The organism is Promicromonospora noduliphila, from assembly GCF_056951025.1.
In genome coordinates this window covers 5,287,171-5,302,960 of the sequence record NZ_CM167806.1, presented here as the reverse complement: position 1 = coordinate 5,302,960, position 15,790 = coordinate 5,287,171, and the positions used below count along the sequence as shown (strand labels likewise).

At 72.8% G+C, this 15,790-nt stretch carries 12 protein-coding genes and 1 tRNA gene; 8 read left to right on the top strand and 5 right to left on the bottom strand.

Features of this window, described 5'->3' with window-relative positions:
* Nucleotides 1-8: 8 nt before the first annotated feature.
* Entirely contained in the window at nt 9-512 is a 504-nt protein-coding gene (locus tag AC0QU1_RS23020; protein WP_483572727.1) for a MarR family winged helix-turn-helix transcriptional regulator, read from the bottom strand.
* 125 nt (nt 513-637) lie between these two features.
* Between AC0QU1_RS23020 and AC0QU1_RS23015 the strand changes: the two genes are divergently transcribed.
* Nucleotides 638-1,681, top strand: a complete 1,044-nt coding sequence (locus tag AC0QU1_RS23015; RefSeq protein WP_483572725.1) for a maleylacetate reductase — start codon at nt 638-640, stop codon at nt 1,679-1,681.
* Nucleotides 1,682-2,182: 501 nt separating this feature from the next.
* Here AC0QU1_RS23015 and AC0QU1_RS23010 read toward each other — a convergent pair.
* The gene (locus AC0QU1_RS23010) at nt 2,183-2,785 is read right to left on the bottom strand and encodes a TetR/AcrR family transcriptional regulator (protein ID WP_483572724.1); all 603 of its coding nucleotides are present in this window, start codon (nt 2,783-2,785) and stop codon (nt 2,183-2,185) included.
* 162 nt (nt 2,786-2,947) lie between these two features.
* Here AC0QU1_RS23010 and AC0QU1_RS23005 point away from each other — a divergent pair.
* The 7 genes from AC0QU1_RS23005 to AC0QU1_RS22975 all read left to right on the top strand — a co-directional run bounded on the left by AC0QU1_RS23005 (nt 2,948) and on the right by AC0QU1_RS22975 (nt 12,573).
* A tRNA-Gln gene (locus tag AC0QU1_RS23005) sits at nt 2,948-3,022 on the top strand.
* Nucleotides 3,023-3,116: 94 nt separating this feature from the next.
* Nucleotides 3,117-4,697 carry a bifunctional UDP-N-acetylglucosamine diphosphorylase/glucosamine-1-phosphate N-acetyltransferase GlmU gene (gene glmU / locus AC0QU1_RS23000; protein WP_483576791.1) on the top strand — a complete coding sequence of 527 codons (1,581 nt, stop codon included), beginning with the start codon at nt 3,117-3,119 and terminating at the stop codon, nt 4,695-4,697.
* Nucleotides 4,697-5,680 (top strand): ribose-phosphate diphosphokinase, encoded by a 984-nt coding sequence (locus AC0QU1_RS22995; RefSeq protein WP_483572723.1) that lies wholly within the window; start codon nt 4,697-4,699, stop codon nt 5,678-5,680. Before glmU ends, AC0QU1_RS22995 begins: the two co-directional genes overlap by 1 nt.
* 81 nt (nt 5,681-5,761) lie before the next feature.
* The gene (locus AC0QU1_RS22990) at nt 5,762-6,967 is read left to right on the top strand and encodes a glycosyltransferase (protein ID WP_483572721.1); all 1,206 of its coding nucleotides are present in this window, start codon (nt 5,762-5,764) and stop codon (nt 6,965-6,967) included.
* 221 nt (nt 6,968-7,188) lie between these two features.
* Nucleotides 7,189-7,800, top strand: coding sequence for a 50S ribosomal protein L25/general stress protein Ctc (locus AC0QU1_RS22985; RefSeq protein WP_483572719.1), 612 nt, complete (start codon nt 7,189-7,191; stop codon nt 7,798-7,800).
* 106 nt (nt 7,801-7,906) lie between these two features.
* The gene (pth, locus tag AC0QU1_RS22980) at nt 7,907-8,512 is read left to right on the top strand and encodes an aminoacyl-tRNA hydrolase (RefSeq protein WP_483572717.1); all 606 of its coding nucleotides are present in this window, start codon (nt 7,907-7,909) and stop codon (nt 8,510-8,512) included.
* A gap of 110 nt (nt 8,513-8,622) precedes the next feature.
* Nucleotides 8,623-12,573, top strand: coding sequence for a DUF4082 domain-containing protein (locus AC0QU1_RS22975; RefSeq protein ID WP_483572715.1), 3,951 nt, complete (start codon nt 8,623-8,625; stop codon nt 12,571-12,573).
* Between the two features lie 37 nt (nt 12,574-12,610).
* Here the strand turns inward: AC0QU1_RS22975 and AC0QU1_RS22970 are convergent, their stop codons facing one another.
* The 3 genes from AC0QU1_RS22970 to AC0QU1_RS22960 are packed head-to-tail and all read right to left on the bottom strand — an operon-like array spanning nt 12,611 to nt 15,784.
* The gene (locus tag AC0QU1_RS22970; protein WP_483572713.1) at nt 12,611-13,366 is read right to left on the bottom strand and encodes a hypothetical protein; all 756 of its coding nucleotides are present in this window, start codon (nt 13,364-13,366) and stop codon (nt 12,611-12,613) included.
* 16 nt (nt 13,367-13,382) lie between these two features.
* Complete coding sequence (locus tag AC0QU1_RS22965) at nt 13,383-14,420, bottom strand: hypothetical protein (protein ID WP_483572711.1); 1,038 nt, start codon at nt 14,418-14,420, stop codon at nt 13,383-13,385.
* On the bottom strand, nt 14,417-15,784 hold the full coding sequence (locus AC0QU1_RS22960; RefSeq protein WP_483572709.1) for an MFS transporter: 1,368 nt from the start codon (nt 15,782-15,784) through the stop codon (nt 14,417-14,419). Before AC0QU1_RS22960 ends, AC0QU1_RS22965 begins: the two co-directional genes overlap by 4 nt.
* Nucleotides 15,785-15,790: the final 6 nt, after the last annotated feature.

Below are 15,790 nucleotides of genomic sequence, written 5' to 3'. Positions count from 1 at the left end.
CGGCGCTGCTAGTCGTCGAACTGGGCGGTCACCGTGCGCAGCAGCGCCGCGAGCTGCGGGCGCTCGACCGGGGACAGGGCCGTGAGCACCTTCGCCTCGACGTCGAGCAGGTCGCTCATCGCGGCGTCCACGCGCGCGAGCCCCTCGTCGGTGAGCTGGACCAGGACACCGCGGCGGTCGTCGGGGGAACGGTGCCGCTGCACGAACCCGCGCGACTCCAGGCGGTCGATCCGGTTGGTCATGGTGCCGCTGGTGACCAGCGTCTGCGTGACGAGCGTGCCGGGCGACAGCCGGTAGGGCTCACCCGCGCGGCGCAGCGCGGAGAGCACGTCGAACTCCCAGGTCTCCAGGCTGTGCCGGGCGAAGGCCGTGCGGCGCGCGAGATCGAGGTGCCGCGCCAGCCGGGACACCCGGCTGAACACCGTGAGCGGTTCGAGCTCGAGGTCCGGGCGCACGTGGTGCCACGCGGCGACGATGCGGTCGACCTCGTCGGCGGGACCTGTGTGCTCCATGGCGAGAGGCTACCGGATGTCTCGACATCAAGAATCTCGATCGGGCCCGTGCGACGTCAGGCGGCGGCGCGCGCCGCCGGACCGCCGTCGTCCGAGATGTCCCCGCGCCCGTAGGCTCAGACCTCGTGGGAACAGACATCACGGTGCATCAGGTGTACGCGGGCCGGGTGCTGCAGGGGGCCGGCGCCCGGGCGCTCGTGCCGGACGAGATCGAGCGGCTCGGCGCGCGGCGCGTGCTGATGGTGGCGGCGCCGTCGTCGGCGGAGGTGGCGCAGGAGCTGGCCACCGCGCTGGGGGAGCGACACGCCGCGACCTTCGGGCGCCCGGCCCAGCACACACCAGTCGAGGTGACTGCCAAGGCGCTCGCCCTGGCCCGGGAGGTACGGGCGGACGCGCTGGTCGCGATCGGCGGCGGCTCGGCGATCGGGCTCTCGAAGGCGCTCGCCGTCCGGACCGGCATGCCGCAGGTCGCGGTACCGACCACGTACGCGGGCTCTGAGGCGACGCCGGTGCTCGGGGAGACCGAGAACGGTGCGAAGACGACGCGGCGCGACCCCGCGTTCGCGCCGGGCACCGTCGTGTACGACCCGGAGCTCACGCTGTCCATGCCCCGCGGCCTGACGCTGACCTCAGCCCTCAACGCGCTGGCGCACGCCGTCGAGGCGCTGTGGGACACCGAGGCGAGCGCCGCGACCCGCGCGTACGGGGTGGAGGCGGCGGACGGCGTCCTGTCGGCGCTCCCCGTGCTGCTGGACCGTCCGTCCGACGTCGCGGCGCGCGGCCGGCTCCAGGAGGCGGCGTGGCTCGCGGGCGCGTGTCTCGCGCAGGCGCGGATGGGCCTGCACCACCAGCTCGCGCACGTGCTCGGCGGGACGTTCGGCCTGCCGCATGCCGAGCTGCACGCCCTGCTGCTCGCGCACGTGATGCGGTTCAACCTAGTCGCGGCGCCCGACGCGGCCACGCGGCTGGCGCGCGTCGCGGGCGGTGACCCGACGCTCGCCGTCGCCGCTCTCGCGGCGCAGCACGAGGGGCCGACGACGCTCGGCGCGCTCGGCGTGCCCCGCACCGCGCTGCGCGAGGTGGCAGAACGGGTGGCGGCGGACCCCTACCCGAACCCGCGGACCGTGACCGCCGACGGCGTGGAGGAACTGCTGCTCGCCGCCTGGTGAGGATGTCCGCTTCGTGGTGTTGTGTGGCTCACTTTCACCCCCAATATCACAGGGTGAAAGTGGGTGCTCATTAAAGCCGAATATCCAATTCCCGTTGCAGAGTCCGGCTCGTCTGCTTAGCGTATGGAACGCGAACACTGTTCCGCTCGCAGGTGATCATCCTGTGATTCCCGTTTTCCGGAAGGAATAGCACCATGACCGTCGTTGACGTTCTCTCCACGCTGCTCGACTCCCTCGGCATCACCCTGGCGCAGATCCGCGCGATCCTGGGCATCTGACCAGGGAAGACGTCGTCCGGAACATTCAATAGCTGCGCTGGTTCCATCCCCAGCATCGCGAACACCTCCTGCGGGAACTCCGCAGGAGGTGTTCGTTTTCTGCGTGCGCGCAGACTTTGTTGCGTCAGTGCAAGAATGGTCGCGGGCTCTGGACATTTCACCGGTGACCTGGCATTCCGCCGCTTTTATTGACGCACCATCAGTGCGCCCGGGGCGTGCCGGCTCAGCGCGAGAACTTCGTCAGCGCCGGCTTTTTCTCCATGTTGTGCAGGCCGTTCCACGCCAGGTTCACCAGGTGGGCCGCGACCTCGGTCTTCCGGGGGCTGCGGGCGTCGAGCCAGTACTGGCCGGTGAGCGCGATCATCCCGACCAGCATCTGCGCGTAGAGCGGCGCGGCCTTGGTCTCGAGCCCGTTCGACCTGAACTGGGGCTCGAGGATCGCCTCGACCTGGGTGGCGACGTCGCCGATCAGGCTGGAGAAGGTGCCGGTCGCCTGGGCGACCGGGGAGTCGCGCACGAGGATGCGGAAGCCGTCCTCCGACGACTCGATGTAGTCGAGGAGGGCGAGCGCCGTGCGCTCCAGGAGCACCTTCGGGTGGCCGCCCGAGCCGAGCGCTCCGGTCAGGGCGGTGGTGAGCGCCTGCACCTCGCGGTCGACCACCACGGCGTAGATACCCTCCTTGCCACCGAAGTGCTCGTACACCACGGGCTTGGAGACCTCGGCGCGGGCCGCGATCTCCTCCACGCTGGTGCCCTCGAAGCCCTTCTCGGCGAACAGCCCGCGGCTGACCGTGAGGAGCTGCTCACGTCGCTGGCTGGCCGTCATGCGAGGTCGGTGCGTACGTCGGTTGTCGGCGGCCATGGTCCTCATTGTGCCCGAGCCCCGGTTCGGGGCAGGGGCATGCCCGCGGACCTGGCAGACTGTTCATGGACGTGCGACGGTGGCACACGCCCGCATCGGGTCCAGAGGGCACCCCCGCGCGCCCGTTCCGCCTTGGTGTAATCGGCAGCACAGAGGTTTTTGGTGCCTTTAGTCCAGGTTCGAATCCTGGGGGCGGAGCCATCCGGATCTGACGAACCCACCGATCGGAGCACTCGTGACCGAGACACCTCAGCCGGCAGCAGTCATCGTCCTCGCCGCCGGCCAGGGCACCCGCATGAAGTCCGCGCTGCCGAAGGTGCTGCACCCGCTCGGCGGCAAGCCGATGGTGGGGCACGCGCTGGCCGCAGCCCGCGAGCTCGAGCCGGCGCAGGTCGCCGTGGTGGTCCGGCACGAGCGCGAGCTGGTCGCTGACGCCGTCGGGCGGCTCGATCCCGAGGCGATGCTGGTGGACCAGGACGAGATCCCCGGAACGGGCCGCGCGGTGCAGTGCGCCATGAGCGCGCTCGACTCCAGGGCCCAGGCGGCGGCCGCCGCGGCGGGGATCGCCGACGGCGAGGTCGTGGGCGACGGCGTGGACGGCCCCGTCGTGGTCGTGGCCGGCGACGTCCCGCTGCTCGACGGCGCGACGCTCGGCCAGCTCCTCGCGGCTCACCACGCCGACGGCAACGCCGTCACGATCCTCACCACCGAGGTGGCCGACGCGACGGGCTACGGCCGGATCGTCCGCGAGAAGGGCACCGGCGACGTGCTGGAGATCGTGGAGCACAAGGACGCGAGCGCCGACCAGCTCGAGATCCGCGAGATCAACTCCTCGGTCTACGTGTTCGACGCCGCCACGCTGCGCCGCGGCCTGGGCGGCCTCGGCAGCAAGAACGCGCAGGGCGAGGTCTACCTGACCGACGTCGTGGCGTACGCGCGGGGCGAGGGCCTGCACGTGCGGGCGCTGCTCACGGACGACCCGATGCTGGTTGAGGGCGTCAACGACCGGGTGGCCCTCTCGGTCCTGGCGCGCGAGATGAACCGGCGCATCGTCGAGGAGTGGCAGCGCGCCGGCGTCACGGTGCAGGACCCGGCGACGACCTGGATCGACGTCGACGTCGAGCTGGCCCCCGACGTCACGCTCCTGCCGAACACGCAGCTCAAGGGCGCCACGGTGGTCGCGACGGGCGCGACCATCGGCCCGGACACGACACTGACCGACGTCGAGGTGGGGGTCGGCGCCACGGTGGTCCGCACGCACGGGTCGCTCGCCGTCGTCGGCGAGGGCGCCTCCGTGGGCCCGTTCGCCTACCTGCGGCCGGGCACCAACCTGGGGCGCAAGGGCAAGATCGGCACGTTCGTCGAGACCAAGAACGCCGAGATCGGGGAGGGCACCAAGGTGCCGCACCTGTCCTACGTGGGTGACGCCACGATCGGCGAGCACACCAACATCGGCGCCGCGTCGGTGACCGTGAACTACGACGGCGTGCACAAGCACCGCACCGTGATCGGCTCGCACGCGCGCACGGGCGCCGACAACATGTTCGTCGCGCCCGTGACGGTGGGCGACGGCGCGTACACCGCCGCCGGGTCGGTGATCCGCAGGGACGTGCCGGCCGGCGCGCTCGGGGTCACCGCGGGGCAGCAGCGGAACATCGACGGCTGGGTCGCCCGGCGCCGGCCGGGCACGGCGGCCGCTGAGGCCGCCGGGCGCGCCCAGGGCGGGCCGGCCGTCCTCGGTGACCAGGCGCAGCGGCAGCTCGCCCAGCAGAATGCAGCAGGGGCCGCAGCGGTCCCGCAGGCCGCGGCCGCTCAGGCCGAGCCGGCCGACCAGGTCCCCGTCCCGGGGGCCGACAAGGAAGGAAAGTCCCACTGATGTCGAGCATCACCCCCGGCCCCAACCGTCACCCGCTCGTTCTCGCGTCCGGCCGTGCACACCCCGAGCTCGCGAAGGACGTCGCGAAGGAGCTGGGCATCGACCTCCTGGGCGTGTCCGCCTACGACTTCGCCAACAGCGAGACCTACGTGCGCTTCAGCGAGTCCGTGCGCGGCATGGACCTGTTCCTGCTGCAGTCGCACACCATGCCCGTCAACCAGTGGATCATGGAGCAGCTCCTCATGGTCGACGCCGCCAAGCGGGCCTCCGCGCACTCCGTCACCGTGGTCGCGCCGTTCTTCGGCTACGCGCGCCAGGACAAGAAGAGCCGCGGCCGCGAGCCCATCTCGGCCCGTCTCGTCGCCGACCTGTTCCAGACGGCGGGTGCCGACCGCCTGATGAGCGTCGACCTGCACACCGCGCAGATCCAGGGCTTCTTCGACGGCCCGGTGGACCACCTGTGGGCCATGCCGATCCTCGTCGACTACGTGCGCACCCGTGTGGACGTCGGCAACGTCACCGTGGTCTCGCCCGACGCCGGCCGCATCCGGGTCGCCGAGATCTGGGCCTCCAAGCTGGGCGGCGGCCCGCTGGCGTTCGTGCACAAGACCCGGGACGTCACGCGGCCCAACCAGTCCGTGGCCAACCGCGTGGTGGGCGACGTCAAGGGCCGGGACTGCGTGCTGGTGGACGACCTCATCGACACCGGCGGCACCATCGCCGAGGCCGTCAAGGTGATCATGGCGGCCGGCGCGAAGTCCGTCACGGTGGCGGCCACGCACGGTGTACTGTCCGGCCCGGCGAAGCAGCGGCTCACCGAGTGCGGCGCACGTGAGGTGGTCGTCACCGACACCCTGCCGATCGAGGCGTCCCGCCGCTTCGACACGCTCAAGGTGCTCTCGATCGCCCCGCTGCTCGCGTCGGCGATCAACGAGGTGCACTCGGACGGGTCGGTGACCTCGTTGTTCGACGGCAACTCCTGATCCGCCGCCGAACCACGACGGGCACTTGACTCGGACACGGTCAGCGGAGGACCGTGTCTTGACATCGATCTGGGAGGGTCAGTGACCGTCACCGTCGTGGTCCCGACGTTCAACGAGGGACCCAACGTCGCCGCGCTCACCGAGCGGCTCTGCGCCGCGTTCGGGGTGCTGCCCGACGACGGTCGCCGCTCCGGCGTGCCGCAGGGTCCAGAGGGCGGCCCGGCCCCGGTGGGGGCGCCAGGGCTGGCCGAGATCCTGTTCGTCGACGACTCCACCGACGACACCCCCGACCGGATCCGCGAGGTCGCGGCCACCACGCCCGTCCCGGTCCGACTGCTGCACCGGGAGAAGGCCGAGGGCGGCCTCAGCGGCGCCGTCGTGGCCGGGCTGCGGACCGTGACCACCGAGTGGGCGGTGGTGATGGACGGCGACCTGCAGCACCCGCCGGAGCTCGTGCCCGCCCTCGTCACGCGCGGGCGGGAGTCGGGGCTCGACGTCGTGGTCGCGTCCCGGTACACCGGCGACGGCGACGCCGGCGGCCTGGACGGCTGGTGGCGGCACGGCGTCTCGGTCGGCTCCGCGCTGCTGGCGCGGTCGATGTTCCCCACGCGGCTGCGCAACGTGACCGACCCGCTCACCGGGTTCTTCGCCGCCCGGGTGGACCGGCTGGACCTCGACGCGCTGCGCCCGCGCGGCTTCAAGATCCTGCTCGAGATCCTCGCCCGCAACCGGCTCGCCGTCGGCGAGGAGCCGTTCGTGTTCGGCGAGCGGTACGCCGGGCACTCCAAGGCCACGTTCCAGAACGGCCTGCGCTACCTGGAGCAGCTCGCGGCGCTGCGGTTCGGCCGGATGTCGCGGTTCGCCATCATCGGCGGCTTCGGCGCGGTGCTCAACGTGCTCATCCTCTGGGCGCTGACCGAGCTGGGCGCGCACTACGTGGAGGCGGCGGTGATCTCCGCCGTCGTGACGATCATCGGCAACTTCCTGCTGCAGGAGCGGTTCGTGTTCCGCGACCTGCGCAACGAGGGCCGCGGCGTCTGGTCGCGGTTCGCGCACTCGTTCGCGTTCAACGGCACAGAGGCCGCGATCCGCCTGCCCGTGCTGTGGTGGCTCGTCGAGGTCACGGGCCTGTGGCCCGTGCTCGTGCAGGCGGTGACCATCGTGGTCGCGTTCCTGCTCCGGTTCGTGTTCCACGTGCAGGTGGTCTACCGGCCCCGCCGCACGCAGCCGAAGATCGGCGTCACACCGCCCGTCGGTGCGGAGGTCGCCGACGAGCGGGTACAGTAGTCAGGTTGCCTCGGCGAGGGACGCCTGACGGCCGCGGCGGGAGCTGATCCCGCGAACCACCGGCCGGCGTCCGTGATCGACTGGGCGGCCGTCGGCGGCCCTGGGCGGAGTACCCCTCCAGCACTCCGCACCACGTGCCAGCTCGCGCGTCCGTCACGTGTCCCGCGCCGACGCAGCCGCCTACTTCGAGTTGCACACAGACCTTCCAGGAGTGAATTCCCATGGCCGAGATCAAGCTCGCCGCCGAGCCCCGCACCGAGTTCGGCAAGGGTGCGGCCCGCCGCATCCGCCGCGACAACAAGATCCCCGCTGTCCTGTACGGGCACGGCACCGACCCGGTGCACGTGACCCTCCCGGGCCACGAGTCGATGCTGGCGCTGCGCCAGACCAACGTGCTGCTCTCCATCGAGCTGAACGGCAAGGGCCAGCTCGCCGTGGCCAAGGACATCCAGCGCGACCCGGTCCGCAACGTCATCGAGCACATCGACCTGCAGGTCGTGCGCGCCGGCGAGAAGATCACGGTCGACGTGACCGTGAACATCGTGGGCGAGTCGGCCCCTGGCACCATCCACCTGGTCGAGGCGCAGACCCTGTCGGTCGAGGCGGAGGCCACGCACCTGCCCGAGTCCGTCGAGGTCTCCATCGAGGGCCTCGAGGCGGGCGCGCAGGTCCACGCCGGCGAGGTCAAGCTCCCGGCCGGCTCGACGCTGCTCACCGACCCCAGCCACGTCGTCGTGCTCGTCACCGAGCCGCGCGGCGAGGCCAGCCCGGACGAGGCGGACGAGTCGGCGGAGTCGGCGGAGTCCCCGTCCGAGGCCCCCGCGGAGAGCTGAGCCCAGCAAGCCTGAATGGTCGGCAGAATGTCAGGTGATCGGTAGCTCTGAATACCGATCACCTGACATTCTGCCGACCACACTGATCCCCTACCTGGGAGGTGAGATGAGCGAGCGGCCCTGGCTTGTTGTCGGGCTCGGGAATCCTGGGGCCAAGTACGCCGGTAACCGGCACAACGTGGGGCAGATGGTGTTGGACCTGCTGGCCGAGCGCACCGGCGCGCGCTTCTCCAAGCACCCCCGCGCGCAGGCCGTCGTCGCCGAGGCGCGGCTCGGGGTGCTGCCCGGCGGGGCCCCGGGCCCGCGCGTGGTCCTCGCCAAGCCGACCACGTACATGAACGTCTCGGGCGGCCCGGTCAGCGCGCTCGCCAAGTACTACGACGTGCCCGCCGACCAGGTGGTCATGGTGCACGACGAGGTGGACATCCCCTTCGACACGATCAAGCTCAAGATCGGCGGGGGCGAGGGCGGCCACAACGGGCTGCGCGACACCACCAAGGCGCTCGGCACCAAGGACTACCACCGGGTGCGCGTCGGCGTCGGCCGCCCGCCGGGCCGCATGGACACCGCCGACTACGTGCTGCGCGACTTCTCCGGCACGGAGCGCAAGGACCTGCCGATCCTGGTGGACGACGCCGCCGACGCCGTCGAGCTGCTGCTCACCGAGGGTCTGCTCGCGGCGCAGGGCAAGTACCACACGGCCAGGGCCTGACCGAGCGGTTCGGGGCGGTTCGTCCGGGACTCCATGCAAGCGGGTGAACCGGGGGTGATCATCGGCTCCCCGCACGGCCGCGGCGGTACCGGCGCTTCTAGAGTTGCGCTGTGCGCAGCACCTCCGAGCTCCCGTCGCCCAGGTCCCGCCGCGGCCTCCGCCCCGTGGCGGGTTTCGTCGTGGCCGCCCTGACGCTCTCGTCGGCCCTGCTGTCGGTGGTGCCGACGGCGACGGCGGAGACCGATCCGTGCGCGCCGGGCGGCAACCCCATCGTGTGCGAGAACTCCAAGCCCGGCACGTCGCCCCAGGTGTGGGACATCGAGGGCGCTGGCGACCCCAGCATCCAGGGCTTCGCCACCGCGATGAGCGTCGACGCGGGCAGCCGGGTCTCGTTCAAGATCGACACCAACGCGCGCGCGTACACGATCGACATCTACCGCACGGGCTGGTACCAGGGCCTCGGCGCGCGCAAGGTCGACGCCGTCCGGCCGAGCGTCTCGCTGCCGCAGACGCAGCCGGAGTGCGCCTTCGACGTGACCACCGAGCTGGTCGACTGCGGGAGCTGGGCCACCTCGGCCTTCTGGGACGTCCCGGCCACCGCGGTGTCCGGCGTGTACGTCGCGCTCTTGACCCGGCCGGACACCGGCGGCCAGAGCCACATCACGTTCGTCGTGCGCGACGACGGCTCCACCTCGGACATGGTGTTCCAGACGGCGGACACCACCTGGCAGGCCTACAACACCTACGGCGGGTCCAGCTTCTACTCCGGCGGCGCCAACGGGCGGGCCTACAAGCTCAGCTACAACCGCCCGTTCAACACTCGTGGCCTGGCGAGCGGCCGCGACTTCTACTTCAGCGCCGAGTACGCGATGGTGCGGTTCCTGGAGCAGAACGGCTACGACGTCACCTACATCGCCGGGGCCGACACCCACCGCGACGGTGCCCGGCTGCTGAACCACGAGCTGTTCCTGTCCGTGGGGCACGACGAGTACTGGTCCGGCCCGCAGCGCGCCGCCGTCGAGCAGGCTCGCGACGCCGGGGTGCACCTGGCCTTCTTCGCGGGCAACGAGATGTACTGGCGCACGCGCTGGGAGCCGTCGGTGGCCGGCACGCCGGCCGACTACCGCACGCTCGTGTCGTACAAGGAGACCTGGAGCCGCGCCAAGGTCGACCCGTCCAGCCAGTGGACCGGGACGTGGCGCGACCCCCGGTACGCGAGCACCGCCGCCGGGGCGGGCCGGCCGGAGAACGGGATCATCGGCACCCAGTACATGGTCAACTACTCGGACCTGCCGGTCACGGTCTCTGCCGAGGAGGGCGACCTGCGGATCTGGCGGAACACCACGCTGACCGCCCTGCCCACTGGAACCTCCCAGGCGCTCGCGCAGCACACGGTCGGGTACGAGTCGAACGAGGACGTCGACAACGGGTTCCGCCCGGCGGGCCTGGTCCGGCTGTCGACGACCGTCGGCGACGTGCCCGAGTACCTGCAGGACTTCGGCAACACGGTGGCGCCCGGCGTCACCCGGCACAACATCACGCTGTACAAGGCCGCGAGCGGCGCACTGGTGTTCTCCGCCGGCACGGTGCAGTGGTCGTGGGGCCTGGACCAGGAGCACGACGGCGACGGCGCCCCCGCCGACTCCCGGATGCGCCAGGCGACGGTCAACCTGTTCGCGGACATGGGCATCCAGCCCGGCACCCTGGCGTCCGGCATCCTCCCCGCGACGCAGACGGCGGACACCATCGGGCCGACCACCATCATCCAGAGCCCGGCCGCGCAGACGTCGTACCGCGGCGGGGCGAGCGTCACGGTCACCGGCACGGCCACCGACGTGCTGGGCAAGGTGGCGGGCGTCGAGGTGTCGCTCGACGGCGGCAAGACCTGGCACCCCGCCGAGGGGCGCGGGAGCTGGCGGTACACCGGGCAGGTCTTCGGGACCGGGCCGGTCCAGCTCCGGGCACGCGCGATCGACGACTCGGCGAACATCGGCAGCGCGGCGACCGTGGGGGTCCAGGTGGCCTGCCCGTGCACGGTCTACGGCGACACGCCCCCTGCCACCGCCCCGGCGGACGACTCGTCGGCGGTCGAGCTGGGCCTGCGGTTCGTCGCGGCGGCTGACGGCTACATCAGCGGCGTCCGGTTCTACAAGTCCGCCGCCAACACGGGCGTGCACCACGGGACGCTGTGGAGCGCGGCGGGCGAGCCGCTGGCCCGCGTGCAGTTCACGGGCGAGTCGGCGACCGGGTGGCAGACGGCACCGTTCACCCGGCCGGTCCCCGTCGTCGCGGGACAGGCGTACGTGGTGTCCTACACCGCGCCGTCCGGCGGCTACACCGCCACCCCCTGGGCGTTCCAGACCCGGGGGCGCGACGCCGGGCCGCTGACCGTCCAGGGCGGGTTCGACGCCGCGCCGGCCGGCGTGTACGGCGCCGCGGGCACCGTGCCGACGCAGTCCTGGGACAACGCCGCCTACTACGTGGACCCCGTGTTCACGCTCACCGACGACTCCCCGCTGGTCGCGATCGCGCACGCCCCCGTCCCCGGCGAGGTCAGCGCGCCCCTGAACAGCCCGGTGCGCATCACGTTCTCCAAGAACGTGACCCCGTCCACCATCGGCTTCACCGTGACCGACGAGGCGGGGACGGCGGTGGCGGGCAGCGTGGCCTACGACGCCCCCTCGCGCACGGCGACGTTCACGCCGTCGGCCCCGCTGGCCGGGTTCGTCGAGTACACGGTCGCGGTGACCGCCCGGTCCGTCGAGGGCACCCAGCTCTCCGAGGGCGGCACCTGGAGCTTCCGGACGCTTCGCCCGCCGTCGTCGGCGTGCCCGTGCGGTATCTACGACGAGGCCACCGTGCCGGACCTCGCCGCAGCGGCCGACCACGACGCCGTCGTGCTGGGCTTGCGCTTCTCGCCGCGGCTGGACGGCACGGTCACCGGGATGCAGTTCTGGAAGTCGACCGAGATCGAGGGCCCCTTCGTGGCCTCCCTGTGGCGGAGCGGCGACGGCGCGCTGCTCGCCCAGGCGACCATCACGCACCCGGTGGCGCGGGGCTGGCAGGACGTCGAGTTCGACACCCCCGCCGACGTGACGGCGGGGGAGGAGTACACGGTGAGCTACCGCGCGCCGACCGGCGAGTACCCGGCCACGCTCGGCGCCCTCGGCGAGCCCCGCACGGTCGGGAACCTGAGCACGTCGCAGAACGCCGGCGTCTACGTGTACGGCACGGGGCGGCCGACTACGGCGACCTCGACGTCCTATCTGGTCGACGTGCAGTACCGGCCCGACCCGGTGGCCCCGACGGTCGTGTCGCGGACGCCGTCGGCCGGCGCCGTCGACGTGCCGGTCGGCACCGACGTGTCGGTCACGGTGTCGCAGCAGCTCGCCGCGGGCACGACCCTGACCCTGACGGGCCCCGGCGGCCAGTCGGTGCCGGGCAGCCTCGCGGTCGACGGCGCGACGGCGACCCTGACCCTCCCGGACCTCGCACCGGGCACCACCTACTCGGCGAGGTTCTCCGGAACCACCGCCGACGGGTCGACGGTCGGGCCGACCACGTGGTCGTTCACCACACGGGCGGCCGACGGCCAGTGCCCGTGCCTGCTCTTCGGCGGCGACGTACCGCCCGTCCCGGCCGCGGACGACGGCGCGGCCGTCGAGCTCGGCACCCGGTTCTCCGCGACCCGCGACGGCGTGGTCGGCGCGGTGCGGTTCTACCGGGGCGCCGGGAACACCGGCCCGCACACGGTGACCGTGTGGTCGGCCGACGGCGCACCGCTGGCGACCGCCCAGGCGCCGTCGGAGGGCGGCGAGGGCTGGCAGACGGTCCACCTGCCGGACCCGGTGGAGATCACCGCCGGCACCACGTACGTCGTGTCCTATCTCGCGCCGCACGGCCACTACGCGGCGGGGGCGGGCTACTTCGCGCAGCCGCGCACCGTCGGCCCGCTGACGACGGCGGTGGACGCCGGCCGGTACGCCTACGGCGGCGGGTTCCCGCAGTACTCGTGGCAGAGCACCGGGTACTGGGTGGATCCCGTGTTCACGGACGGGTGACGACGGGCGGATGCCAGGTGGGGCAGGGCCGCAGGCATCACCGCGCCGACAGAGCGGCGAACACCGAGACGTCGCACCTGCCACCGTCCAGGGCCGCGCCGAGCACCACGGTGCCGTCGTCGCGGGTGAGCTCGACGGTGGTGCGGTCTGGTCCCGCGGTCGCGCCGGTCTCCCTGAAGCCTCCGCTCGTGAACCAGGCGCGGTAGTCGAGGATGGCGGCGTCGCAGGCGCGGTCCATCGTCACGTCGAGTGTCACCTGGTAGCGGCCGTCCGCGCCGGTCACGGAGCTGGACGTCACCGTGGCACCGGCCGGCACGAGGACGACGTCGTCGGGGAAGCCGCTGACCAGTCCCGCGCCGCTGCCGGTCTCCTGCCTCGGGCTCAGCCGGCCGGCCGACGGGATCGAAGACGTGTCCAGGGCGCCGTCCGCTGACCGGTCCGCCTCGGGCGGGGCGAGTTCGCTGCCCTCGGCCCCGCTCTGCCCGCCGCTGCGGTTGCTCGATGTCGGGGCTGTCGTCCCGGCCGGGCCGCGCTCGACGGCGTCTTGCCCGTCCGCGTCGGCATCGGTCTCAGCGTCGGCATCGGCGTCAAGGGAGTCGGGCTCGTCTGCACCGCCTGAGCCGCCCGGCCCGGCCGACGGCCTGGTCAGTACCGCGCTGGGGCTCGGCGTCTGGCCCGTCCCGTCTCCTGCTGCGCGCTGCTGCACGGGCGTGCAGCCGGTCAGCACCAGGGTCGCGGCCAGGGGAAGAGCCAGCAGCCGAGCACCCAGGGGCGGAACACCCAGAGACGACACGCCGTGGCGCACACCATCACCCCCGTACCACACTCGGCGACCAGGCCTGCGGAATAGCGACCGCCGGGCCGGACGCGCCGTCGGCGGCCAGTGACCAGACGTCGGTGGTCCCCGGCTCGTCGGCGCGGGCGAGCCCGTACAGGAGCGTCGAGTCGTCGAGCCAGGCGATCTGGTCGTCCACGTTCCGCTCCTCGGCGTCGAGTACGGTGACCGCCATCGTGGCCAGGTCGAGCACCGCCGGCGTCCAGTGGGGGGTCGCCGCGCCGGGCTGGCGGGCGTCGTGCTTGAAGGCGAGCCGGGTGCCGTCCGGGGACAGCGATGGGCACTCCACGCCGTCGAGCAGCGTGACGAGGGTGCGCTCGGTCAGGTCGCCGCGCACGAGCCAGGTGTGGCCGAGCGACTGCGACTGGACCGTCGCGTAGAAGTACCGCGCGTCGACGAAGGTCACGCCCCACACGTTCCGGTCGACGGGGGCCACCCGCTCGCCGTCGGCGGCGAGCGTGAAGTCCTCGAGGTTGCCGGACACCTCGGCGCCGTCGGCGTCGTGCACCGTCGTCTCCGTGGAGAAGCCCGTGGTGGCGTAGGAGTGGCCCGTCACGAACGAGGTGGTGGCGACCAGGCCGTCCGGCGACAGCCGGGCCCGGCTCGGCAGGCCGGGCAGCGGCCAGCTCGCCGTGGTGCGCCAGTCGGCGTCGAGCACCTGCGCCTCGTACGTGGTGACGACGCCGCGGTCGGTGCGCAGGCAGACCGTCGTCTCGCCGTCGGAGTCCACCCGGTCGCACACGGCGGGCGTGACCTCGCGGGGTCCGGACAGGTCGTCCAGGGCGACGGCGGCCACCCGCCCGTACAGCTCGCCCGGCGCGGTGCCGCGGAACAGGACGTGGGGGCCGTCCAGCACGCCGTCCGCCACCTGAACCTGGGACGGCGCGGCCTGCTCGGCCCGGGCGCGCTGGAGCTCCGCCACGGCGTACCAGGTGGTGCCGGCCACCACCACGAGGGTCAGCACGGCGAACGCGGTCCGGCGCCGGACGGCGGAGCCCCGTTCCTGGCTCATGTCACGGCCTCCTCGGCCGGTTCGGCGGCCCGCTCCAGGCGACCGCCCCGCACCAGGTACGCGCAGACGGGGACCGCGACCGCCAGCGCGGCCACCGCTATCCACAGCGCGTCCACGCGGCCGGTCGCGTACCACAGCACGCCGAACCCGGCGGAGGCGGCCATCCGCGCGACGGCGGTGACCGTCTGCGCGGTGCCGATGGCGGTCCCGCGGACGGCGGCGGGCACCATGGCACTGGTCAGGGCGGCCAGGACGCCGTCGGTCATGGCGTAGAAGGTGCCCAGCAGCACCAGGGCGGCGATGGTGGTGGCCGCTCCGGCGAACGGGGCCGCCGCACAGGCGTAGGCCGCCGCGAGCAGGGCGTGCCCCCAGACCAGCACGCGCGCCCGGCCCAGCCGGTCCGCCAGCCGCCCGACCGGCGCGGCGAGCAGCATGTAGACGGCGTTCGTCCCGACGTAGAGCAGCGGGAACCACTGCGTGGCGAAGCCGTCGCGGTCCTGCAGCGCGAGGTAGACGAACCCGTCGCCGACGGTCAGCAGGCCGAGGAGCCCCGCGACGAGCAGCAGCCGCACCGTCGCGCCCCCGCGCAGGAAGCTCCACGAGAACGGGCGCCCCGCGGGGCGCAGCGCCCCCGGCGCGTCGCACGTGCACCCCTTGCACTTGGGCAGGCCGCGGTCCTGCCGGCTGCGGTGAGCCCGCAGCCAGGCCGCCTGCCGCGGCCGCAGGTCCGGGACGAGGAGCACGAGGGCGCCGACGCCGAGCACGGCGGCGCCGAGCGAGATGACGAAGATCGTGGACCAGCCGTCCGGGATGGCCCAGAGCACCGCGAACGCGAGCAGCGGTCCCAGCGCGGCGCCCGCGGTGTCCAGCGCCCGGTGCACCCCGAAGGAGCGGCCGAGGTTGCGCGGGTTCGCGGACGCGGCGATCAGGGCGTCGCGTGGCGCCGTGCGGATCCCCTTGCCGATCCGGTCCGTCACCACGAGGCTCGCGACGGCGGGCAGGCCCGCGGCGAACAGCAGGCCCACGCGGGTCAGGGCCGACAGGCCGTAGCCCGCCGCGGCCACCCACTTGGGCCGGTCGGTCCGGTCGGCGGCCCAGCCGCCCGCCACCCGCACGAGGGCGCCCGCACCCTGCACGAGCCCGTCGACCACGCCGTACGCGACCACCGACAGGCCGAGGGCCGCCGTCACGTACAACGGCAGGACCGCCGTCACGGCCTCCGACGAGACGTCCGTCAGGAAGCTCACCACACCGAGCGTCACCACCGTGGACGGGACCCGCCCGGCACGACGGCGCGCGGCGCTCCGCCGGTCGTCGGCCAGCGGGCCGGTCTCCGCCGGCGCGGCACGGACGAGAGCAGACATACGGCT

What these genes read in the sequence shown, in the direction of transcription:
- AC0QU1_RS23020 (WP_483572727.1), bottom strand. Translation starts at nt 512, where the DNA reads ATGGAGCACACAGGTCCCGCCGACGAGGTCGACCGCATCGTCGCCGCG.
- AC0QU1_RS23010 (WP_483572724.1), bottom strand. Translation starts at nt 2,785, where the DNA reads ATGACGGCCAGCCAGCGACGTGAGCAGCTCCTCACGGTCAGCCGCGGG.
- glmU (WP_483576791.1), top strand. Translation starts at nt 3,117, where the DNA reads ATGAAGTCCGCGCTGCCGAAGGTGCTGCACCCGCTCGGCGGCAAGCCG.
- AC0QU1_RS22995 (WP_483572723.1), top strand. Translation starts at nt 4,697, where the DNA reads ATGTCGAGCATCACCCCCGGCCCCAACCGTCACCCGCTCGTTCTCGCG.
- AC0QU1_RS22985 (WP_483572719.1), top strand. Translation starts at nt 7,189, where the DNA reads ATGGCCGAGATCAAGCTCGCCGCCGAGCCCCGCACCGAGTTCGGCAAG.
- pth (WP_483572717.1), top strand. Translation starts at nt 7,907, where the DNA reads ATGAGCGAGCGGCCCTGGCTTGTTGTCGGGCTCGGGAATCCTGGGGCC.
- AC0QU1_RS22965 (WP_483572711.1), bottom strand. Translation starts at nt 14,420, where the DNA reads ATGAGCCAGGAACGGGGCTCCGCCGTCCGGCGCCGGACCGCGTTCGCC.
- AC0QU1_RS22960 (WP_483572709.1), bottom strand. Translation starts at nt 15,784, where the DNA reads ATGTCTGCTCTCGTCCGTGCCGCGCCGGCGGAGACCGGCCCGCTGGCC.